The sequence below is a fragment of the Brumicola pallidula DSM 14239 = ACAM 615 genome (assembly GCF_000428905.1).
Taxonomy (GTDB): domain Bacteria; phylum Pseudomonadota; class Gammaproteobacteria; order Enterobacterales; family Alteromonadaceae; genus Glaciecola; species Glaciecola pallidula.
The window spans coordinates 246,124-268,842 of the sequence record NZ_KE386816.1; the positions used below are offsets into that span (position 1 = coordinate 246,124).

A 22,719-nucleotide genomic window follows, 5' to 3' on the forward strand; every position below is an offset into this window, starting at 1 on the left:
AAAAGAAAATAAAGTGTAGATAAATCAGATGCCTGAATAGACATCTGGTGTCGCAAATGTCGTTGCAGTTATTGCTGTTTTTGCGTGATTTCTTGAATTTTTGCAATAACACTACCGTCGCTTATACGTGTTTCAATCACATCGCCTTTTTCCAGTTGGCTGACGGAACGCACCACCTTATCGTTTTTGAATGCAATGCTATAACCACGTGACAACGTTGACAGTGGACTGACTGAATTTAGGATGTCGGCTATACGTTGCAATTGATAGCGCTTATCAGAAAGTTGCCGTTGCTGTATTGAGTTAAGTTTTTCGCTGACTTTTTGTAACTGTTGTTTTTTGTCTTTAATCGCATTTTTTGGCGATGCGTGTTGCAGGCGCAATGTTACGTTTTTGCTTTTGCTTTGCGCGTCATTCAATTTTACATTGATTGCTTGTGACAAACGCATCGTTAAGTTATCAGTATGCTGATTAGCTTGTCTAATTTGTACGGCGGGATGCACGTTTGAAAGTCGCGACTCTATTAAATGTAATTTGTATTGAATGCGTTTTAAATGCTGCTCAAACACTTGCGATAAACGATGTTGCTGCTGTTGAATATGTCTTTCTAACTGGCTTTTGTCGGTGCTAACTAGCTCAGCAGCTGCAGATGGTGTTGGTGCTCGCATATCTGCAACATAATCAGCAATGGTGACATCCACTTCGTGACCGACTGCTGATACAATAGGTAAGCTCGATTTAGATATAGCATACGCTACTATTTCTTCATTGAACGCCCAAAGGTCTTCTAACGAACCGCCTCCGCGACCGACAATGAGTAAATCAACTTCATCCCTTATATTAGCAATATGAATTTGCTCTGCAATACTTTTAGCAGCCGTGGCACCTTGCACTAAGCTTGGGTAGATAATCACCTCAATGCTTGGGTTCCTGCGTTTCAATACATTTAATATGTCATGTATGGCTGCGCCAGTGGGTGATGTGACTACTCCTAGACGCTTTACACTGGTGGGTAGTGCCTGTTTAGCCTCCATGGCAAACAGACCCTCTGCCGACAGTTTCGCTTTCAGCGCTTCATAGGCTTGTTTTAATTGTCCGAGCCCTTCTGGTTCCATATGCTCGCCAATTAGCTGATAGTCACCTCTCGCTTCATATAAACTCAAGCTACCGCGAATGACGACCTTGTCACCGGCCTTTGGTGAGAATTTAACGCCTCTATTGGCGCCCTTGAACATCGCTGTCTTAATTTGCGCTTTACTGTCTTTTAATGTGAAATACCAATGACCAGAGGACGCAGCCACAAAATTTGATAATTCACCAGACACCCACACTTGTCCTATTTCTGATTCTAAAACCTGTCTAGCAAGGCGATTTAACCGAGTTACAGAGATAATACTGGGCTGTTTTGGTGGGGTAGAAAACATAATTCACTTTTTTATTCATTTGTCTGCGAATTATAGTTTACCTAAATACAAAAAAACACTACAATTGCACCGCAATTAGCCACTGACCTAAGGTGTTGTTTGCATGTTACGAATTAGTAAAGAAGCGTTAACTTTCGATGACGTTTTGCTCGTCCCCGGTCATTCGACCGTTTTGCCCCATACTGTCGACTTAAAAACCCGCTTAACGCGAGGTGTGACGCTGAATATGCCGCTCATCTCTGCTGCTATGGATACCGTTACTGAAGCACGTCTGGCGATTGCTTTAGCACAAGAAGGTGGAATTGGTTTTATCCATAAAAATATGACTGCTGAAAGTCAGGCTGCTCATGTTCTGCAAGTGAAGAAGTATGAAAGTGGGGTTGTTTCTGACCCTGTCACAGTCAGTAAAGATGCGACTATCGGTGATACCAAAGCATTGAGTAAACGACTCGGCTACTCTGGTTTTCCAGTTGTTGATGGAGAAAATAACTTAATTGGTTTGGTTACCGGCCGCGATTTACGGTTTGAAAATCGCCTCGATGAACCTATCAGCAAAGTGATGACGCCAAAAGAAAAACTAGTGACCGTAAAGGAAGATACTAACCCCGATCTCGTTATGGACTTAATGCATGAGCATAGAATCGAAAAAATTCTGGTTGTTGATGATGCTTTTAAGTTAACCGGTTTAATCACCGTTAAAGATTTCCAAAAAGCCAAAAGTAAACCTAACGCATGCAAAGACGCCAAAGGTCGCTTGCGTGTAGGTGCTGCTGTGAGTGTTGGTCCTGGCACTGATGAACGGATTAAATTATTAGTTGAAGCAGGCGTTGATGTATTGGTTATTGATACCTCACACGGTCACTCGCAGGGGGTTATTGACCGCGTGAAGAAAGTGCGTGCGGATTATCCTAACATTCAAATTATTGCTGGTAATGTTGCCACAGGCGAGGGCGCAAAAGCCCTCGCAGATGCGGGTGTCGATGCGGTTAAGGTTGGCATAGGCCCAGGTTCAATTTGTACTACTCGGATTGTGACCGGTTGTGGTGTTCCACAAATCACGGCAGTATCAGACGCTGTCGAAGCTCTCGAGGGTACCGGTATTCCTGTTATTGCTGATGGTGGTATTCGTTATTCAGGTGATATTGCAAAAGCAATTGCTGCTGGTGCTAGCTCAGTGATGGTTGGTAGTCTGTTAGCCGGCACTGAAGAGGCTCCGGGTGAAGTTGAGCTGTTTCAAGGTCGCTACTATAAATCCTACCGTGGAATGGGTTCGCTCGGTGCGATGAACCAAAGTCACGGTTCATCGGACCGTTATTTCCAAGATGGCAGTAGCGCTGAAAAATTGGTTCCCGAGGGAATCGAAGGACGCGTTGCTTATAAAGGACCTATTTCTACTATTATTCACCAACAACTCGGTGGTTTGCGCTCAGCAATGGGGCTAACCGGATGTGCAAACATAGAAGAGTTGCGTACTAAACCACAATTTGTGAAAGTGACTGCTGCTGGTATGGGCGAATCCCACGTTCACGACGTGAGTATCACTAAAGAAGCTCCAAATTACCGTTTAGGATAAACTAAAGACGTTTCCAAAGGGCTGGTGTTGGTCATTGACCGAGAGATATCAGCCCTTTTTCATTTTTATAACTAGGTAAAACAATGTCTGCAAACATACATAGTCAAAAAATCCTTATCCTTGATTTCGGATCTCAATACACTCAATTGATCGCTAGACGTATCCGCGAAATCGGCGTTTATTGTGAGCTTTGGGCATGGGATGTGACAGAGGATCAAATACGTAACTTTGAACCAGACGGTATTATTTTATCAGGTGGTCCAGAGTCTGTGACTGAAATGGGATCGCCACGCGCACCGCAATATGTATTTAATGCAGGGGTACCGGTATTGGGTATTTGCTACGGTATGCAAACCATGGCGCATCAGCTTGGTGGCAAGGTGCTAGGTTCAGATGTACGGGAATTTGGTTATGCGCAGGTTGAAGTGTTATCAGGGGCAACAATTTTTGATGGTATTTTGGATGAGACAAATCACAATGGTAACGCTTTATTAGATGTTTGGATGAGCCATGGTGACAAAGTAAGCACAATACCAGACAGCTTTACAACCATTGCGCAAACGCCAAGTTGTCCGCATGCGGCAATGGTTAACTTAAAGAAGCAATTTTACGGTGTGCAGTTTCACCCCGAAGTTACTCATACGAAGCAAGGCGTAGAACTACTCAAACGTTTTGCTTTTGATATTTGTAAACTCGAGGCTTTGTGGACGTCAGCCTCTATCATCGAAGATGCAATTGAACGCATTAAAGAAAAAGTCGGCGACGACGAAGTTATTTTAGGTTTATCGGGCGGCGTCGATTCATCAGTAACTGCGATGCTATTACATCGTGCTATTGGCAAAAATCTCACCTGCGTATTTGTAGACAACGGCTTGCTTAGACTCCACGAAGGCGAGCAAGTCATGGATATGTTTGGTGATAAGTTTGGACTTAATATCATTAAAGTTGAAGCTGAAGAGCGTTTTTTAGATGCACTTACCGGCGTTGCAGAGCCTGAGGCGAAGCGTAAAGTGATTGGTGGCGAGTTTGTTAAAGTATTTGATGAAGAATCACATAAGCTAGACAATGCAAAATGGTTAGGCCAGGGCACTATTTATCCTGACGTGATTGAATCTGCAGGCTCTGCCACAGGTAAAGCGCACGTAATTAAATCTCATCACAACGTGGGTGGTTTGCCTGCAGACATGAAAATGGGCTTAGTTGAACCGCTACGTGAATTGTTTAAAGATGAAGTCCGTAAAATAGGCTTAGAGTTGGGTTTACCTTACGACATGTTATTTAGACATCCTTTCCCAGGACCAGGTTTAGGTGTGCGGATATTAGGTGAAGTCAAAAAAGAGTATTGCGACTTATTGCGCCGCGCAGATGCTATTTTTATTGAAGAATTGCATTCAGCTGACTTATACCAAAAAGTGAGTCAGGCGTTTACTGTTTTTCTACCGGTAAAGTCAGTTGGTGTCATGGGTGACATGCGCAAATATGATTGGGTTGTGTCGTTAAGAGCGGTAGAGACGATTGATTTCATGACCGCTCACTGGGCTCATTTACCTTATGATTTCTTAGGTAAGGTGTCCAATCGTATTATTAATGAAGTCGATGGTATTTCTCGGGTTGTGTACGATATTTCAGGTAAACCACCAGCTACTATCGAATGGGAATAGGTTATTTCTAAAAATAATTAAGTTTATTCAAGCGCATTTAACCCCGCTTGCCCCATTTTGAATTCTCTCGCGTTAGTTTAATGACAGCATATAAATGTCATTGCAAATGGGAGAGCTTTTATGCCAACACTATAAAGTAACACCACAGTAAATAGCCATGATCAGTCTGATATTACTGGCGCTAAAAGCCAACTTATCAGCACATCGCTTAATTCAAATTCGTCAGCAGACATCAACGCCTTTTCAATCAATAGTGTTATTAGACGTTCAATTGTTATACCCAGGTTAGTCGCTGCTGTTAAGAGTAAAAAATGACGGGTGGACGAATTATACAAATAGTAAAATTGCGAGAGCCTTTAAGATGCTAGGGTTAAAAGAACCATGTAAATTAGACGTTTCAACATGTTGTTGATACACTTTGAATTGGTCACACTGGTACGTGATTTTATATTATTAACAACGTTATCTTTAAACTAATGTAAACATAAATTCATTACTTTAACGGAGAAAAACTTGGTAAAAAATATCATATTGGTAACAGTAATGCTGCTTTTTACTAAGCAGCTCTCTGCCGAAGACGAGTTAACAATAAATGTTGGTGTGGCTGTGTTTAAGCCATACAGCAGCATTGACCCAAACACTGGACAATGCGTTGGAAGGGGTTTTGATGTGACTAGACAGTTACTAGAGCGATATAATATAAAGATAAAAACGTCTTGTGCAGCACCAGCCAGAATATATCGTTCATTGTCAAGTGGGACAGTTGACCTATCACTTAACATTAAGTCTACTTTGGCAGTTCAAGATAAAGTGACGTTCACAACAATTCCATTTGACGCCCTGATTTTAAATTTCTACACCAACGCTGATAAAAGTAATGGTAATAATAAAATTGCTTCGATAAGAGGATATGATTATAACGGATCTCGAGATAGGCTTATTCAACAAGGATTTGAATTTGTAGATGTATCAAATGTGGAAGACGCTATCCGACTATTTGCGAACAAAAGAACGCATTATCTGCTGTCATATGCGGGCCCATTTAAAGGTTATATCGAAAATGAAAAAAGCCAACAGAAGTTACTAATTCTAACAAATGCAATCACTGAGTTATTGCTCACGATCCCAACTCACTTTGCGATTAGTAAAGCTTCTCCTCATCATGACGCCCTCGTAAACGTATTCAAAGAACTAGATAAGGCAGCAATCGAACAGAAATATCATGTTGATGCATTTAAGTGATTCAATCTAGATACTAATGAAGTCCATTAATAAAAGCGTCACACGCACTCGTAAACTCGGCTAATTCGACGTCAGATTGCAATGTACAAGTGGCCAGGTAACCCCTGTCATCCTTCCTTTTACCCACTATTTTTGGGCTCTTACCGTTGGCACCCAAATTCATATACTTATTAATAGTTTTACCTTCGTTAATGACTTCGAAGTTATAAGGGGAGGTTCCTGTCGTGAATTTTTGCCAAAAGTCGCTATAGCTGTCAGAGGCATTATTTTTTAGATCATATAGTTTAGATATTGAATAAACTCCGTCTTCATATAAGTTTGGCTTAAAGCTAATATGACCGACGACTAATTTATCTGTATTTTCAGGTGAAATTTCAACCGCGACGTAAAAGTTACTATCCACAGATAACTTCATCTTTTTCATGGTGCCTGAAAATGCACCAACATCAAACTCCACGCTATCCTCAGATACGTCTAATTTTGCGTCTTGTAAAAATGTCGGGATCATTTCTTTTGGTAATTGCAGAAACTCTTCCCACTCGCCCAATTTTGCCGTATACGAAAGCATTATTCTGGGAAGATTGATTCTATAATTCTTCTTTTGCATCTCTAGCCAACTTGTGGAGGTGGTAATAAAGTCACAAACAATACCTTGAGGCGTCGGTAAACAATAAATCATTATGCCACGATCAGTATATTGGTCGTGCCAAGCAGCAACTTGCCAGAACCTGCCATAATTATCTTCATAATTATCTTCATAAACGGGCTCACCATAGGACGTAATATAAACTGGGGTGGCTGCAATAGTCATATTCCATTTTACCGATGTCAGAAAAGTATCCAAAATATTTTTCTTATTTTTAATGAATGCTTGTAAGCTAGTATCGACTGGTTTCTCCATAAAGAATTGATAGCCTCCTATCATTTTGTCATTTGATGAAAACCACATGGATTGTTTGTTATCAATTTTGACTTCTTTTTGTTCGCCAGGCTCGAAAAGAAGCCATTCACCATTGCCATTGATATCGATGATTGAAAAATTTTCGCTATTAGATTGATTCATCAAGTACTTTTGAATATTTTCATGTTTAGGAAAAATATCAGTTTCATACTTTGCAACAAACTCGGTTCTGCCTGATTCGAATCTGTCGTAGAAGCTTTTTTCGGCAATTTTTCTCAACGCCATTATCTCTTTGGGGAGGTCGGCTTTGAAATCCCATGAGTATATCAATGTTTTAGTGGATTCAACTTCACCCATCTGACTTTCGAAAAATTCAGCTCGCTCAGACGAAAACTCCATGAATTCTTTGATCGGAAAAGCATAATTTAAATTTTCACTGCTGGACTTCATCGTCACGATACCAACAACTTTACCGGCGAGGTTGAGTAAAGGACCACCGCTGTTTCCGGGTGACGCTGCAGCTGAAAAACGAATGTTTTTCCATTTGCCGTCAATAGGTTCATAAGTAAAAGAGGTTAGTGTTCCTTTTCTAAATATAACGCCTTCACCATGTGCATTGCCTGCGGCATAGATCACATCCCCTTCTTCATAAGCGTCAGCTATCTTAAACTCGTGATATGGCGAGGTATCTCCGGCAACTGAAAACTGAATTAAGTCGCGGTAGTTTGAATACTTTTCAACGTTGGTGATTTTGAAAATATTACCTTTACTGTCACGCAAAGCAAAATTGTCGGATAGTTGAGACTTGTAACCGATATTGAATACATGAGCGGCTGATACAAATGTGTTGTCTTGAATGAGAAATGCGGTTCCTAAACTGTGGTATTTATCATTTCTTAAATGAAATGGAATAAGCTTGTGCGGAAACGCTTCTTTGTAAACCGTCTTGTCTTCGAGCTTTAAGGTCACAACTTCAAAGATGCCATTCTTATATTTTTTAATTTGAGAAGATGAGTATTCCTCTTGTGCAACTGCGGCAAAAGAAAAAGAAATGGCTAAAGCTAAACTGATCAATAGAGTCGACATGTTTCGCATTGACTGTCCTTACTACTTATAAAACTTGAAAATCATCCTGTCAACGTCCTTGACATTGCGGATATAAATACGGTTTAGCAGGCTCCCTTTACATTGGCGAGCTAAGTTCGAAACAACAGTGTACCTCCTGCTAGATTATTTTACCTCTTCAATTTTTTGGGTACTGAATTTAATCTGTGATCGTGTCTAAGATGCCGTGCCAGTAAATCCGCCATCAACATTAGTGACCAGAAACGGTGTGGATAAATATATTGGGTTTTATAAAGCTAAGCCATTGTTGTTATCACGACTATTTTTAATTAGTTCATCACTTGCGGCGTAGTCACTTTTAGCCATACGGTCATATAACACCACGTTCGCTGTGGCTGCCAAGTTCATGCTGTTGCGAGTAGGAATATAAACAACATGATCGCAGGCAGCAATGATACTTTCAGGTACCGAAGCGTCTTCGGGTCCAAAGATATAAAATGCACTTACCGGATGCACAAATTCGGGAAGTGGAATAGCGCCTTCGACCAACTCAATAACCACTTTACTGGCACCCTTTGGAGCGATTGCTAATAGGTCATCAACACCTATAGTAGGAATGATATGTCGCATTCGTTTAGTGTCAGCATTAAACTCTTTAGCGTAACCAAATCGTTGGCCTGTGTAGAAAACAGCACTTGCACCATAGCACCCGCAAGCACGCAGAATAGAAGCGACATTTGTAGCCGACTTAGGGTTTACCAAGCCTATACTCACCAGGCCGTGTCCGGCCCAACGTTTAAACTCGGTCCTGGCTTGTTGTGGATTGACTGCATCTATGTTGTTTACATATTTCATAAGTAATTTAATTGTCTTTATAGCGCGATGTATATTAATTCATTAGAACAATTTTAATTGAATGCCGAGACCAATTCGCTGTTGGTGTCTGTTGTAATCGATTAGTGAATCACCATACCCGTTAAAGTATTGTAGCAACCAATCATACCTATCGTTAATAGGGTAGGTGAGGTTGAGTTCTACACTGCCGCGATTTTTATTAAACGATAAGTTATTTCTTACCTTTGTGAGTAAATTTAGTTTACCCATGTTAAAGCCAAATCCAAACTCGGTACGGCCGATAAAGTCGATAATATCTGGATTGTCATCGCCGGTTGGATCTAGTGCAAATGTTTTTTCATCTTCAGGCAATCGATACCAAGTTTTTAAGTAATAAAGTGAGTCAACATCACTAAAAATAGCGGTTGCGTAAATACGATTCCAACTTCTAGATTTTAAACCGCTCTGCCCATTTGATTGATGATTTAAACCAATGTTAAATTGATTAAATCGATAGCCAAACACATCCCAATCAGTTTGCCATTGATAATATACTTCAGGTTCGTAATTATTTTCTCGAAACGGCTTCGATGTTTCGTCGTTGTACACTTGCCAAAATGATATCAGCGTCATACCAAAGAAAACGCCACTTGCATCATCGTCCATCAAGTATAAAGGCATGTTGACACTTATCTGATACTTCGCCTCAAAGTTGTCGATATTCTCATCAGTGAGACCGTTAACACTGATTGGATTAGGCGATTTTACATGGGTAATGGGAAGTAGATAATTTTGCCGATATTGCGAAATAGAGAAGGGATTTACGTTAGATTCTTTAACACTTTTTTCGCGTTTATCTAAAATAGATTCCGTTGTTTGAATACCATCATTAGCTTCTTGAACCACTTTCTTAACCGAGTTAATCAACGCCGATTCTGAAATCGGTGGTGGTGTTTCTTGCTCTGGAGTCGTCGTGTTTTGAGTTGGTGGCGTATTCTCTTGCGCTGGTGATGAATTATCTTGGGCGGTTGCTGAGCTTGAATATACGAGCGCAAGAGCCCAAAAAGCTGAGAGGCATGCATTGACTGTTTTCAAACCGATTCCTTTGTGCGGTATTATTTAACCCGATGATACACTGAAACAGTTTAAAATTCGATTATTTGACCTTCGCGAGCACCAAAACAGATAAGATCCATTTCACCTACTTCTATTATCATATTGCAATGCGCAATTATTTCGTCGATGTCATCATCGGTGCGCTCTGGGTCGTGACTATAAAGCGCCAGTTGTTTGACTTCACAAGCCATTGCTAGTTTTACTGCTTCTTCGGCGACACTGTGTCCCCAGCCCGATTTTGCGGGCATATCAGACACCAAATATTGAGCATCATGGATCAAAATATCAGCACCCTTTGCAAAGGTAACGAAATCTAAAAAGTCAGTTTGTTTACGATAGGGAGGATAGAGTTCATTGTCCGTAATATAAGCAATTTTGTGGCCATTTTCTTTAATAGTGTAACAACTACCGCCGCCGGGATGGTTCATTTTTAACCTACTCACGAGACCATTGCTTATGTACCACTCATCATCATCTTCTTGCATAGGACGAGGTATTACTTGTATCGAAGCGGCGAGATCATTTTTGTGAACCGGAAAATACGAACCGGTCATTTGGTCTAGAACCGCTTCGGGTTGCTTTAAATCCGTTAAGCCCGGAGTAATCAGTATTTCGCGGTTGGCTTGATAAATAGGAATGAAAAAAGGAAACCCTTGGATATGATCCCAATGGTTATGACTCAACAGGATATACACCGGTGTTTTTTTAGCGGCTAACCTCTTGCCGAGTTCGCGTATACCAGTGCCCGCATCCAATACAATGTCGGTGCCATCATCAAGCTCGACATGCACACATGCAGTGTTACCCCCGTAGCGCACAAATTCGGCACCGGGGGTTGGTGTAGAGCCGCGAACTCCACAAAAAGTGATTTTCATAAGTGCTTTAGCCTAAATTTTTGATGTACTCAAGAAGGTTATCGACCTCTAGCAAGGTTTTTTCACCTGATTTTCTATTCTTTATTTCTATTTGTTGATTATCTAGATTACGCTCGCCAATTACAACGCTGTAAGGTATGCCAATTAATTCCATATCATTAAACATAACACCTGGACGCTCTTTTCTGTCATCAAATAATACGTCGACGCCGACGTCACATAAGTCTTTATAGAGTTTCTCAGCGACTTCTTTAACGAGTGCAGATTTATGCATATTCATTGGAATGATGACGACACTAAAAGGCGCGATACTCTGGGGCCAAATAATCCCGAATTTATCATTATGTTGCTCAATGGCTGCAGCGACAATCCGCGTGACGCCGATACCATAACAGCCCATTTGCAGTAAATCGTGTTTGCCCGTTTCGGTTAATACACCGCAATTCATGGCTTTAGAATACTTATCACCGAGCTGAAAGATATGTCCAACTTCGATGCCTTTGGTAATGGCTAAAGTGCCATTGCCATCAGGTGATGGGTCGCCAGCAACAACGTCACGAATGTCCTCAACTACATAGGTTTTAACATCTCTTTGCCAGTTTGCACCAGTGAAATGCTGTGCCTCTGTATTTGCACCACAGATGAAATCGGCTACTGTTTCCGCACTGCGGTCAACAATCACTGGTATGGAAAGCCCAACTGGGCCTAAAGAACCAAAGCCGCAATATAGCTTTGCTTTTACTGCGGCTTCGTCAGCCATTTGCAATGGAGATGCGATAAGGGCTAACTTTTCAACTTTAATTGAATTTAAGCTATGGTCTCCGCGCAACACGAGCGCGACAAATTCATGCTCAGATGTTTCGTCTGCTTTCACGATTAAGGTTTTGACGGTTTGTTTCACGTCGCACTTAAGTAGGGTAGCGATCGCTTGAATTGTTTTTGCACCAGGTGTGTCAACGAGGGTGAGTTGCGCAGAACCTGCTCTTACTTGGCCTAACGCTATTGCTTCGGCTAATTCGACGTTAGCTGCGTAGTCAGAAGCGTCGCTGTACGCTATATCATCTTCACCAGAGTCGGCGAGCACATGGAATTCATGAGAAACAGCGCCGCCGATTGAACCTGAATCGGCAATGACTGGACGATAAGATAAACCAATTCGTTCAAAAACATTGCAGTATGCTTGATGCATTCGCTGGTACGTTTGATCCAAGCTTTGGGCGTCAATATGGAAAGAATACGCATCTTTCATAATGAACTCCCTGCTGCGCATAATGCCGAATCTAGGACGTACTTCGTCGCGAAATTTAGTTTGAATTTGATACAAATTTAACGGTAACTGTTTATAGCTGCTAATTTCGTTTTTGACCAAGCTAGTAACAACTTCTTCGTGCGTAGGGCCAAGTACGAAATCTCTATTGTGACGGTCTTTTATGCGCAATAATTCAGGACCATAGTCGTCCCACCGACCAGATTCCACCCATAAATCACCGGGTTGGACTACTGGCATTGATATTTCGATAGCGCCGGCTTTATTCATTTCGTCTCTCACAATGGCAGCGACTTTATTTAGTACTCTTAATCCAGTCGGTAGCCACGTATATAAACCTGATGCAAGTTTGCGAACCATTCCTGCGCGCAGCATCAGTTGATGACTAATGACTTCAGCTTCAGCTGGTGTTTCTTTCTGAGTAGCGAGTAAATATTGTGAGGTGCGCATGGTGTTTCGGTGACCTTGAAGTTCGTCTAACGATGTCAGAGGTTAAAATAAATTTAGGACGGAAGTCTAGCAGTGGTAAGAGTGGCAACAAAGGATAAAATGAATAAACCTTTTATTTACTTTAATTTTTCTCTTTTACAGGTGAAACTATCGGGTTGAACGAGCCGGTTCATTAACCATCATTGAATTTCAATATCGAGAACGTAGTTTATTGTGTGGCGTACTTGCCACTTTATATCGAAATTATGTAGTAGTATAGAATATATTTTGTCGTCTTTAGTAGCCGTCTTGTATGCGGGGCGAGGATCTTGTTCTAGGATGTTAGTTAGTAATGCTTCCAACTGAGGATACGCATTGACTAGGGTCTGCAGTTTTAAATAGGCAAGCTTTGAGTATTCAACTGGCATCTTTTTTTTTGGAGCAAACTCTGCAAATCCAGAAATCGCATCATTAACACTGTCTGCATAATGCACGTAGGGTTTAATGTCGATAATAGGCGTTTGATCAAGTAAATCAACGCCCTCGACTACTAGCTTGTTGTGCTCATTTAGGCCACCGTTTTTGACCACAGACAGACCGATAGGATTAGGTCGAAAGGTACTTCTAGTTGCAAAAACACCCACTTTCTCGTTACCGCCTAAACGTGGAGGGCGAACAGTATCTTTCCAACCACCTTGTATATTTTCATGAAATATAAAGCTTATCCACAAATGTGAAAACGCCTCTAAGCCTCGACATGCGTTAGTCGGATTTATATCAGGGGAGAACTGAATTGTGCCCGTCGCTGTGCTTATCGATTGAGATTGTCGAGGGATACCGAACTTTTGTTTAAATGGGGTTGTCATGATGCCTATCGAACGGAATTCAAATATACTTATGCTTTTCTTACCCATATTGTTATTTGGATTGGTCATGCGGAGCAAGTAATTTTTGAAAAAATGTTTTACCTAATTTTTCTGCATGTTTTACGTTTCGAACCGGTATGTTTTCAGGGTTTGGGAAGGTTTTTAACGCAGTCTCCAAGCTTTCTTCACGAAGAATATGCAATATTGGAAAAGGGGAACGGTTAGTGTAATGACTCGTCGCATCGGCCGGTGCGTCTGCAAAAATATAGTCGGGATGAAAGGTAGCTAGCTGAAAAATGCCTTCATATCGCTCTTGTTTTAAAAGTCGATTAGCGAGGTCAACTAAATCCAAATAATCGAAGAAATCCTTGCTACCTTGGGCAATGATGAGTAACGTTGTTTCGATGCCGCTATTGTTCTCCAACAACTGCAATTCATCCAATAAAGCTTGAAGTATTAAAGCATTGTCGGTTTCTTCAGTCGAAATAGCGCGAATACGTTTACTCTCGCGCTCTTTGCGCGCAAATGGGCAAAAGTTTTCAGCAATAATAACTTTATCAATCCAACGTAATGTTTGCTCAACAGCTGTGTCAGTCTTCATATCACTTTTCGCTTAACGATGAATTTTTCACATTGTGGCTGTGGAATTTAACGTAAGCCTCAAGCGTATTTTCAATTAAGCTAGCCACTGTCATGGGCCCAACACCGCCGGGTACAGGTGTTATCCAGTCAGCGCGTTCTTTAGCAACTTCAAAACCCACGTCACCGGTTAGTTTGCCGTTTTCTAATCGATTAATACCTACATCAATCACGATGGCACCTTCTTTAATCCATTCACCAGGAATGAAGTGTGGCTTACCTACTGCCACTACGAGCAAATCAGCGCGCATTACATGTTCTTTTAGCTGTTTCGTAAACTTGTGGCATGTTGTCACAGTGCAGCCAGCGAGCAACAGCTCTAAGCCCATAGGACGGCCAACAATATTGGATGCGCCAACAATGACCGCATCAAGCCCTTTAACGGGTCGCTTTGTTGCCTCAATCATGGTCATGATACCTTTGGGTGTGCAGGGTCTAAGCGCTGGCATACGCTGTGCTAAACGGCCAATATTGTATGGATGAAAACCATCAACGTCTTTGTGTGGGTGAATGCGCTCTAATACTTTTTCTGGGTGTAAACCGGCAGGTAGCGGCAATTGGACTAATATTCCATCGATTGCGGCATCAATATTTAGTTCGTCAATTAAAGCGAGTAGTTCTTCCTCAGAGGTATTAGCAGATAGGCTAAATGACTTAGAAACGAAACCGACTTCTTCACAGGCTTTGGTTTTATTATTCACATACACTTTTGATGCTTCGTTGTTACCCACTAGAATGACGGCTAAGCCGGGCATTCTGCGATCCGCTTCTTTCAGCGTATCAACATAGGCATGTACATTATCCCTAACGTGTTTGGCAATTTTCTTGCCGTCTATTAAATGAGCAGTCATTGAAGATTCTTTTGTCGCAATATTTTAATGTAGGTAGTGTAATAAAATCGGCTATTAAAATACACTCTTAAAGAAACGTTGTGATTGCTTTTTAAGTAACTGAAGAAAAACTTAAATACATTGTAAAAAGTGTTTGACGATACCAAGGCAAGTCGGTAATATGCGCCCCCCGTAGAGGTAGTGAACTACTTCTACGGTTTCGGTGAGTGGCGCAGCTTGGTAGCGCACCTGGTTTGGGTCCAGGGGGTCGTAGGTTCGAATCCTATCTCACCGACCATTTACTTTTAGATTCGACGGGGTTCCATAGCTCAGCTGGATAGAGCAACGGCTTTCTAAGCCGTGGGTCGAAGGTTCGAATCCTTCTGGAGCCACCATGCGAATTGAAGTAGATGGTGTAAGTGAAAACAGTGGTGGGCGTAGCTCAGTTGGTAGAGCTCTGGATTGTGATTCCAGCGGTCGTGGGTTCAAACCCCATCGTCCACCCCACTTTTTTTGCAAAGGTCGACATTGTTGGTTTAATTGGCAATATCGAGCTTAGGGCATCCCTTGACAGGGTAAAGTTTGCGGGAGTGGTGGAATTGGTAGACACGCTGGATTTAGGTTCCAGTGCTTCACGGCGTGAGAGTTCAAGTCTCTCCTTCCGCACCATATTATGTGTTCAGCACATACAAAGAGTAAAATGTCGGTGAGTGGCGCAGCTTGGTAGCGCACCTGGTTTGGGTCCAGGGGGTCGTAGGTTCGAATCCTATCTCACCGACCATCTTGTCAGAAAGTTGGTTTATTTATCATTAAGTAACAGCACTCCTCGGTCACCATAATAAAAAATTCCAAAATTCCAAAATTCCAAAATTCCAAAATTCCAAAATTCCAAAACGCCACAAATGCAGACATCACACTGACACCCTTCCCAGATAGAAAGCGTCAATCGGCAGGACGCCGATTGCCGAGCGACCCAGGGATGGGCTCGAAGCGACTTTCAAACGGGGAAGGAAGACAGAAAGATGTCGGAATCCAACCGAAGTCGGAATCCAACCGAAGTCGGAATCCAACCGAAGTCGGAATCCAACCGAAGTCGGAATCCAACCCCAGCTTTCGACCAAATAATAAGCCTATTTTTGTAGTCATGGCGCGGACATAGCAATTAATTTACATTTATTACCCGTAATCACTCGACTCTGCGGTATCGTCTCTGTATAATTCCGCGTCCATTTTTAAACTCATGTGGGTTAGTTTCACTAAACCACATTCGACAACACCATGGCATTAGTCATATTAGCGTGTTGAATCATGTAAAGCGCTTAGAGGCGCAAGTTGAGGTAGAACAATGCAAGTGTCAGTCGAGACGACTCAAGGTTTAGAACGCCGTCTTACTATTACCGTTTCTGCAGATTCTGTAGATACCGCTGTTAAAGGACGTTTACAACAATTAGCAAAAACACAACGTATTAACGGTTTTCGCCCAGGTAAAGTTCCAGTAAGCGTCATTAAGAAGCGTTTCGGTCAGGCAGTTCGTCAAGAAGTTGCTGGTGATGTTATGCAACGTCATTTCTACGAAGCAATAATGAAAGAGAAAATCACGCCAGCCGGCATGCCTACTTTTGACTTAACTAAAGATGTTGATGGTCAAGATTTAGAGTTTGTTGCTACCTTTGAAGTTTACCCAGAAGTGAAAGTTGCTGGTCTTGACAAAATTGAGGTCGAGAAGCCTGTAGTTGAGATTACGGACAAAGACCTAGAGACTATGATGAAAACGTTGCAAACACAGCATGCATCATGGAAAGAAGTCAAGCGCAAAGCCAAGAAAGACGACAAAGTAACGATTAACTTTGTTGGCACAATTGACGGTGAAGACTTCGACGGCGGTAAAGCAGACGATTTCCCATTGGAGCTTGGTAAAAGTCGCATGATCCCCGGTTTCGAAAAACCATTAGTTGGAGCCAAAACAGGTGATGAAGTTGTTTCTGAAGTGACTTTCCCTGACGATTATCATGCTGAAGCTCTGAAAGGTAAAAATGCCTCCTTTGCAATCACCGTAACTAAGGTTGAAGGTTTAGATTTACCTAAAGTAGATGATGAGTTTTCTAAATTATTTGGTGTCGAAGAAGGCGGTGTCGAAGCACTTAAAGCTGAAGTTAAGAAAAATATGCAGCGCGAACTAGACCAAACGCTAAAAGCAACCGTAAAAGAGAATGTGATCGCTGGTTTGTTAGAGAATAACCAACTAGATTTACCAAAATCACTTGTCGATCAAGAAATCGATGCATTACGCGCGCAAGCAAAGCAACGTTTTGAGCAACAGGGTAAAGGCGGTAATGTTCCTGAATTACCATCAGACCTGTTCTTAGAAAATGCGAAGCGTCGCGTCAGTATTGGTTTGTTACTTGGCGAAGTGATTAAAGACAATAAACTAGAAGCAGATGAAGCTAAAGTTACTCAATTAATTGAGACTGCAGCGTCTGCATACGAAGACCCGAAAGAAGTGGTCGAGTATTACCAGTCAAATACCGAGTTAAAGCAACAAATGCAGAACCTTGCACTAGAAGAACAAGCAATTGAAGCTATTCTTGAAAAAGCAAAAGTGAAAGAAGTTAAGAAAGCTTTTGACGAAATCATGAACAAAAACGCCTAAATTGTTCTTCAACAATTGACTTAACAGGTTATCAACTGATTAAATGCTCGGATTATCCGGGCATTTTTTTTATGAAGAGAAATATGACAAATATAATTACAGAACCACAAAGCGCATTAGTACCAATGGTAATAGAGCAAACTCCTCGTGGTGAGCGCTCTTATGACATCTATTCACGCCTGCTAAAAGAGAATGTTATTTTTATGGTGGGTCAAGTTGAAGACCATATGGCAAACTTAATTGTTGCTCAGATGCTATTCTTGGAAGCAGAAAATCCAGAAAAAGATATTTTCTTATATATTAACTCCCCCGGCGGGTCAGTCACAGCGGGTATGGCCATATATGATACAATGAATTTTATTAAGCCAGATGTTAGTACCGTATGTATCGGACAAGCCGCCAGTATGGGGGCATTCTTGCTTTCTGCAGGCGCAAAAGCAAAGCGTTATTGTTTGCCGAATGCACGTGTAATGATCCACCAACCACTAGGTGGATTTCAGGGGCAGGCATCTGACTTTGAAATACATGCTAAAGAAATCCTGTCTATTAAAGAGAAAATGAATAGACTAATGGCCAAGCATACTGGCCAAGATTATGAGAAAGTGGCAAAAGACACCGATCGTGATAACTTTTTAAGCGCGCAAGATTCAGTTGACTACGGATTAGTTGATGCTGTAATGACGAATCGTGCAGACGTATTGAAAAAAGCAGATTAATCGCCATATTAAGTTATTGAGTAGCAATGGCTCGCGCTTTTTTTCATTTTGCGGGCCATAATAAAAACCCGATTTAGGGTAAGAACGAAAAGGCAAATTTTATGAGTGATGACCATGATAAAGACAGCGACAGCAAATTACTGTATTGCTCGTTTTGTGGTAAAAGCCAACATGAAGTTCGAAAGTTAATTGCGGGCCCGAGCGTATTCATCTGCGATGAATGTGTTGAGTTGTGTAACGATATTATTCGCGAAGAAATCAAAGAGATTTCGCCAAAGCAGAAAACCGATGCTTTACCAACACCAAGCGATATTCACAAACACCTAAATGACTACGTGATCGGCCAAGAGCACGCTAAGAAAGTATTAGCTGTCGCGGTTTATAATCATTATAAAAGGTTGCGCAACAATGATGTGCATGATGGTGTAGAGCTAGGTAAAAGTAACATCCTTCTGATTGGTCCAACAGGCAGCGGGAAGACACTACTTGCTGAAACGTTAGCACGATTATTAGATGTGCCTTTCACAATGGCCGACGCGACCACCCTTACGGAAGCAGGTTATGTCGGCGAGGATGTAGAAAATATCATTCAAAAATTGCTGCAAAAATGTGATTATGACCCTGAGAAAGCGCAGCGTGGCATTGTTTACATCGATGAAATTGATAAAATTTCACGCAAGTCTGATAACCCTTCGATCACCAGAGATGTTTCTGGTGAAGGTGTACAGCAGGCATTGTTGAAGCTCATTGAGGGTACTATCGCATCTGTTCCGCCACAAGGCGGCAGAAAGCATCCACAACAAGAGTTTTTGCAAGTCGACACTTCTAAAATCCTGTTTATCTGTGGCGGTGCATTTGCTGGCCTAGATAAAGTGATTGAACAACGTGTATCTAAAGGCGCTGGTATTGGTTTTGGAGCTGAAGTAAAGTCCGCGGCAGACAAAAAAGCAGTTAGTCAGTTGTTCAAAGAAGTTGAACCTCAAGATTTAGTTAAATACGGACTGATCCCAGAGTTTATTGGGCGTTTACCTGTTGTTGCTAGTTTAGAAGAATTAAACGAAGATGCGTTGATTCAGATTTTGAAAGAACCTAAGAATGCAATCACCAAGCAATATGGTGCTCTGTTTGCTTTAGAAGACACTGAACTTGAATTTCGTGACGATGCATTGCATGCAATTGCAACTAAAGCGATGAATCGCAAAACGGGAGCCCGTGGTCTGCGTTCTATTGTTGAAGCTGTGTTGCTAGATACAATGTATGAATTACCATCGATGCCAAAGGTAAGTAAAGTCGTTATAGATGAAGCTGTTATTAAAGGTGAGTCTAAACCACTGCTTATTTACGATAACGCACCAGATAAAAAGGCAGTTTCAGAGTAAAAATCTGTATTTAAGACAATCAAAGCTGAGCTGACAGAACCATAGGGACTGACTTCTCAGCTTTTTTTTTAATTAATTTTTGGTTTTTTTTGAATTTTGGTTTGAACTTTGCCGGCCAAGCCCCATATAAACAAGCAAGTGCAAAAACAAGAGAGAACTATGACAACTGAGCTCAATAATCTCAGAACAATGCCAATATTGGCGTTGCGCGATGTGGTCGTTTACCCACATATGGTTATCCCGCTCTTTGTAGGGCGGGAAAAGTCTATCCAGTGTTTAGAAGCGGCAATGGATAATGATAAGCAAATATTTTTAGTCGCACAAAAAGATGCAGGTATTGATGAGCCAGCAGTTGATGATATTTATACGGTTGGAACCGTAGCGACCATCCTACAGCTTCTTAAATTGCCAGACGGAACTGTTAAAGTGCTGGTAGAAGGTAATGTCCGTGGTCAAATTGAAAAGTATATTGACACCGACCCCTTCTTTACCGGAGAGATAAAATCATTCGAAGCTGAGACATTAGACGAAGCTGAGCAGGAAGTATTGATACGCTCTGCGGTTTCCCAGTTTGAAGGTTACGTAAAACTGAATAAAAAAATTCCACCAGAAGTGCTAACCTCACTAAATGGCATCGAGGACGCTGCGAGATTGGCCGACACGATGGCTGCTCATATGCCGCTGAAACTGGCAGAGAAGCAAAAAGTACTAGAAATGAACCCGATTACAGAGCGTTTAGAGTATTTAATGGCGCTGATGGAAGGTGAAATTGATTTATTACAGGTCGAGAAAAAAATAAGAACCCGCGTTAAAAAGCAGATGGAAAAAAGTCAGCGTGAGTACTACCTCAACGAGCAAATGAAAGCGATTCAAAAAGAGCTGGGTGAGATGGATGAAGCGCCTGATGAATTCGAAGCATTAGCTAAGAAGATCATCGAAGCGAAAATGCCCAAAGAAGCAAAGGATAAGGCCGACGCCGAGTTAAATAAATTGAAAATGATGTCGCCGATGTCTGCTGAAGCAACAGTCGTTAGAAGTTATATCGATTGGTTGACATCGGTGCCTTGGTATAAACGCAGCACCGTAAAAAAAGACTTAGCAAAAGCGGAGGAGGTATTAGATAACGACCATTACGGCCTAGAAAAAGTCAAAGAACGAATCATTGAATATTTAGCCGTGCAACAGCGAGTTAAGAAACTCAAGGGTCCTATCCTATGTTTGGTGGGTCCTCCAGGTGTTGGTAAAACCTCACTAGGCCAATCTATTGCGCGAGCGACAGGTAGGCAGTATGTCAGGATGGCGTTGGGTGGCATGCGAGACGAAGCTGAAATACGAGGCCATCGCCGCACATACATTGGCTCATTGCCGGGTAAGCTGATCCAGAAGATGTCAAAGGTCGGGGTTAAAAATCCACTGTTTTTGTTAGACGAGATCGATAAAATGTCTTCTGATATGCGTGGAGACCCTTCTTCAGCATTATTAGAAGTTCTTGATCCAGAGCAAAACTCAACCTTTAGTGACCACTACTTAGAAGTTGATTATGACCTTTCGGATGTGATGTTCGTGGCGACCTCGAATAGTATGAATATACCGGATCCGTTGTTAGATCGTATGGAAGTTATTCGTTTGTCTGGGTATACCGAAGATGAGAAGTTGAACATTGCGATACGCCATTTGATCAGCAAGCAAATTTCGCGCAATGGTTTGAATGATAAAGAACTGATAATAGAAGACTCTGCAATCATTGGTATTATTCGTTATTACACCCGAGAAGCAGGTGTCAGAAATCTTGAAAGAGAAATATCAAAAATCTGCCGAAAAGCAGTCAAACATATTCTTTTGAATAAAGGCAGCAAGACGGTTGTTGTTAATCAAGACAACTTAAAAGAATACTTAGGTGTTCAACGCTGTGACTACGGCAAAGCTGATAAGAACAATCAAGTTGGTCAAGTAACTGGTTTAGCTTGGACTCAGGTGGGTGGTGATCTTCTTACAATAGAAGCGACCTCTGTACCTGGCAAAGGCAAGACAACATTTACTGGTTCTTTAGGTGATGTCATGCAAGAGTCGATTAAAACAGCATTGACGGTCGTTCGTTCGAGAGCAGAGAAGTTACGTATTAATAGTGACTTTCATGAAAAACGAGATATACACGTCCACGTACCAGAGGGTGCTACACCGAAAGACGGTCCAAGTGCTGGCATCGGTATGTGCACTGCATTAGTCTCATCATTGACGGGTAATCCGGTAAGATGCGATGTTGCAATGACGGGTGAAATTACACTTAGAGGCGAAGTATTAGCCATTGGTGGTTTAAAAGAGAAGTTATTGGCGGCTCATCGTGGTGGTATAAAAACCGTCATAATACCAAAGGATAACGAGCGTGATTTAGAAGAGATCCCCAAAAATGTGATTGGTGACCTCAATATTCATCCGGTTCAATGGATAGATGAAGTGCTGAATATTGCACTTGAGTCTCCTGTTGAAGCGATAGAAATTTTATCGTAATTTAGGATGAAATGGTTCCGAGGCTTGCCTGTTGAATAAAAAACAGGCAATTCTTTCGAATTAAACACAATTTTTTTACTTTTTTTAAATATTAGGGCTTCACAAGTCCGTTAGTTATGCTACCTTAACATCCGTACTCGCTTAATGCCTTGTCACGAAAGGGATAGCAAGCGATTTACTAGGAAGTTAAAAAATTGTTAATCACAGCTTGAAGTTCCACTGCAAGCTTGTTATAACTTTTAGACGATATAATTTTGCATTGAGCAATATAATAAAAAAATAAAGGGGTCATATTGTGAACAAGTCTCAACTAATCGATACAATTGCTGCTAGCGCAGACATTTCTAAAGCTGCTGCGGGTCGTGCATTAGATGCTTTCACTGACGCAGTTACTTCTGCTCTTAAAGATGGCGACCAAGTAGCACTTGTCGGTTTCGGTACATTTTCAGTTCGTGAACGCGCTGCGCGTAGCGGCCGTAACCCACAAACTGGTGAGACTATCCAGATTGCTGCTGCTAAAGTACCTTCATTCAAAGCTGGTAAAGCATTGAAAGACGCTGTTAACTAAGCATTTTAGTTTTATTTTAAAAAGGCGATGGCTATTCCATCGCCTTTTTTATTTATATAATTTAAAAAAAGAACCCTTAATAGTCGCGCAAGCGTTGTTCAACAGGTATAGTATGCGGCCTAAAAAAGCGAATTAAGCGGCGCAATCACTCGTTTGATTGCAACATGAAAGTTAGT

The 22,719-nt window shown here is 41.5% G+C and carries 17 protein-coding genes and 5 tRNA genes; 13 read left to right on the plus strand and 9 right to left on the minus strand.

Annotated features, from left to right (window positions below; genetic code table 11):
* Positions 1–68: 68 nt before the first annotated feature.
* Positions 69–1,424: an exodeoxyribonuclease VII large subunit gene (gene xseA, locus G399_RS0117345; RefSeq protein ID WP_006009730.1), complete on the minus strand. Its 1,356-nt coding sequence runs from the start codon at positions 1,422–1,424 to the stop codon at positions 69–71.
* Between the two features lie 103 nt (positions 1,425–1,527).
* Here xseA and guaB point away from each other — a divergent pair, with 103 nt between their 5' ends.
* The 3 genes from guaB to G399_RS0117365 all read left to right on the plus strand — a co-directional run bounded on the left by guaB (position 1,528) and on the right by G399_RS0117365 (position 5,900).
* Complete coding sequence (gene guaB / locus G399_RS0117350; protein ID WP_006009731.1) at positions 1,528–2,997, plus strand: IMP dehydrogenase; 1,470 nt, start codon at positions 1,528–1,530, stop codon at positions 2,995–2,997.
* 83 nt (positions 2,998–3,080) lie between these two features.
* Positions 3,081–4,658: a glutamine-hydrolyzing GMP synthase gene (gene guaA / locus G399_RS0117355; RefSeq protein WP_006009732.1), complete on the plus strand. Its 1,578-nt coding sequence runs from the start codon at positions 3,081–3,083 to the stop codon at positions 4,656–4,658.
* A gap of 513 nt (positions 4,659–5,171) precedes the next feature.
* A complete protein-coding gene (locus G399_RS0117365; protein WP_006009734.1) occupies positions 5,172–5,900 on the plus strand; it encodes a type 2 periplasmic-binding domain-containing protein in 729 nt (242 codons plus the stop codon).
* A 13-nt stretch (positions 5,901–5,913) separates the two neighbouring features.
* Here G399_RS0117365 and G399_RS22815 read toward each other — a convergent pair whose 3' ends face one another.
* From G399_RS22815 to folD, 8 genes are all read right to left on the minus strand, one after another.
* On the minus strand, positions 5,914–7,896 hold the full coding sequence (locus G399_RS22815) for a S1 family peptidase (protein WP_006009735.1): 1,983 nt from the start codon (positions 7,894–7,896) through the stop codon (positions 5,914–5,916).
* Positions 7,897–8,154: 258 nt separating this feature from the next.
* Entirely contained in the window at positions 8,155–8,721 is a 567-nt protein-coding gene (locus G399_RS0117375; RefSeq protein ID WP_006009736.1) for an RNA methyltransferase, read from the minus strand.
* A 42-nt stretch (positions 8,722–8,763) separates the two neighbouring features.
* Complete coding sequence (locus G399_RS0117380) at positions 8,764–9,795, minus strand: phospholipase A (protein ID WP_006009737.1); 1,032 nt, start codon at positions 9,793–9,795, stop codon at positions 8,764–8,766.
* A 50-nt stretch (positions 9,796–9,845) separates the two neighbouring features.
* Complete coding sequence (locus tag G399_RS0117385) at positions 9,846–10,691, minus strand: MBL fold metallo-hydrolase (RefSeq protein ID WP_006009738.1); 846 nt, start codon at positions 10,689–10,691, stop codon at positions 9,846–9,848.
* Positions 10,692–10,698: 7 nt separating this feature from the next.
* On the minus strand, positions 10,699–12,408 hold the full coding sequence (locus G399_RS0117390; protein ID WP_006009739.1) for a proline--tRNA ligase: 1,710 nt from the start codon (positions 12,406–12,408) through the stop codon (positions 10,699–10,701).
* A 179-nt stretch (positions 12,409–12,587) separates the two neighbouring features.
* Positions 12,588–13,322 (minus strand): tRNA (N6-threonylcarbamoyladenosine(37)-N6)-methyltransferase TrmO, encoded by a 735-nt coding sequence (gene tsaA / locus G399_RS0117395; protein ID WP_244877411.1) that lies wholly within the window; start codon positions 13,320–13,322, stop codon positions 12,588–12,590.
* Positions 13,306–13,854 (minus strand): DUF1415 domain-containing protein, encoded by a 549-nt coding sequence (locus tag G399_RS0117400; RefSeq protein ID WP_006009989.1) that lies wholly within the window; start codon positions 13,852–13,854, stop codon positions 13,306–13,308. Before G399_RS0117400 ends, tsaA begins: the two co-directional genes overlap by 17 nt.
* Position 13,855: 1 nt before the next feature.
* Entirely contained in the window at positions 13,856–14,743 is an 888-nt protein-coding gene (gene folD / locus G399_RS0117405; protein ID WP_006009987.1) for a bifunctional methylenetetrahydrofolate dehydrogenase/methenyltetrahydrofolate cyclohydrolase FolD, read from the minus strand.
* Positions 14,744–14,943: 200 nt separating this feature from the next.
* Here folD and G399_RS0117410 point away from each other — a divergent pair.
* The 10 genes from G399_RS0117410 to hupB all read left to right on the plus strand — a co-directional run bounded on the left by G399_RS0117410 (position 14,944) and on the right by hupB (position 22,543).
* Positions 14,944–15,020: transfer RNA gene (locus G399_RS0117410), tRNA-Pro, on the plus strand.
* Positions 15,021–15,040: 20 nt separating this feature from the next.
* Positions 15,041–15,117, plus strand: a tRNA-Arg gene (locus G399_RS0117415).
* A 36-nt stretch (positions 15,118–15,153) separates the two neighbouring features.
* A tRNA-His gene (locus G399_RS0117420) sits at positions 15,154–15,229 on the plus strand.
* A gap of 77 nt (positions 15,230–15,306) precedes the next feature.
* A tRNA-Leu gene (locus G399_RS0117425) sits at positions 15,307–15,391 on the plus strand.
* 35 nt (positions 15,392–15,426) lie between these two features.
* Positions 15,427–15,503 (plus strand) — tRNA-Pro (locus G399_RS0117430).
* Between the two features lie 564 nt (positions 15,504–16,067).
* Positions 16,068–17,372 carry a trigger factor gene (gene tig / locus G399_RS0117435; RefSeq protein WP_006009986.1) on the plus strand — a complete coding sequence of 435 codons (1,305 nt, stop codon included), beginning with the start codon at positions 16,068–16,070 and terminating at the stop codon, positions 17,370–17,372.
* Positions 17,373–17,455: 83 nt separating this feature from the next.
* Complete coding sequence (clpP, locus tag G399_RS0117440; protein ID WP_006009984.1) at positions 17,456–18,088, plus strand: ATP-dependent Clp endopeptidase proteolytic subunit ClpP; 633 nt, start codon at positions 17,456–17,458, stop codon at positions 18,086–18,088.
* A gap of 101 nt (positions 18,089–18,189) precedes the next feature.
* A complete protein-coding gene (clpX, locus tag G399_RS0117445; protein WP_006009982.1) occupies positions 18,190–19,467 on the plus strand; it encodes an ATP-dependent protease ATP-binding subunit ClpX in 1,278 nt (425 codons plus the stop codon).
* Between the two features lie 159 nt (positions 19,468–19,626).
* Positions 19,627–21,975, plus strand: coding sequence for an endopeptidase La (gene lon, locus G399_RS0117450; protein WP_006009980.1), 2,349 nt, complete (start codon positions 19,627–19,629; stop codon positions 21,973–21,975).
* Positions 21,976–22,270: 295 nt separating this feature from the next.
* Entirely contained in the window at positions 22,271–22,543 is a 273-nt protein-coding gene (hupB, locus tag G399_RS0117455) for a nucleoid-associated protein HU-beta (RefSeq protein ID WP_006009977.1), read from the plus strand.
* Positions 22,544–22,719 lie beyond the last annotated feature (176 nt).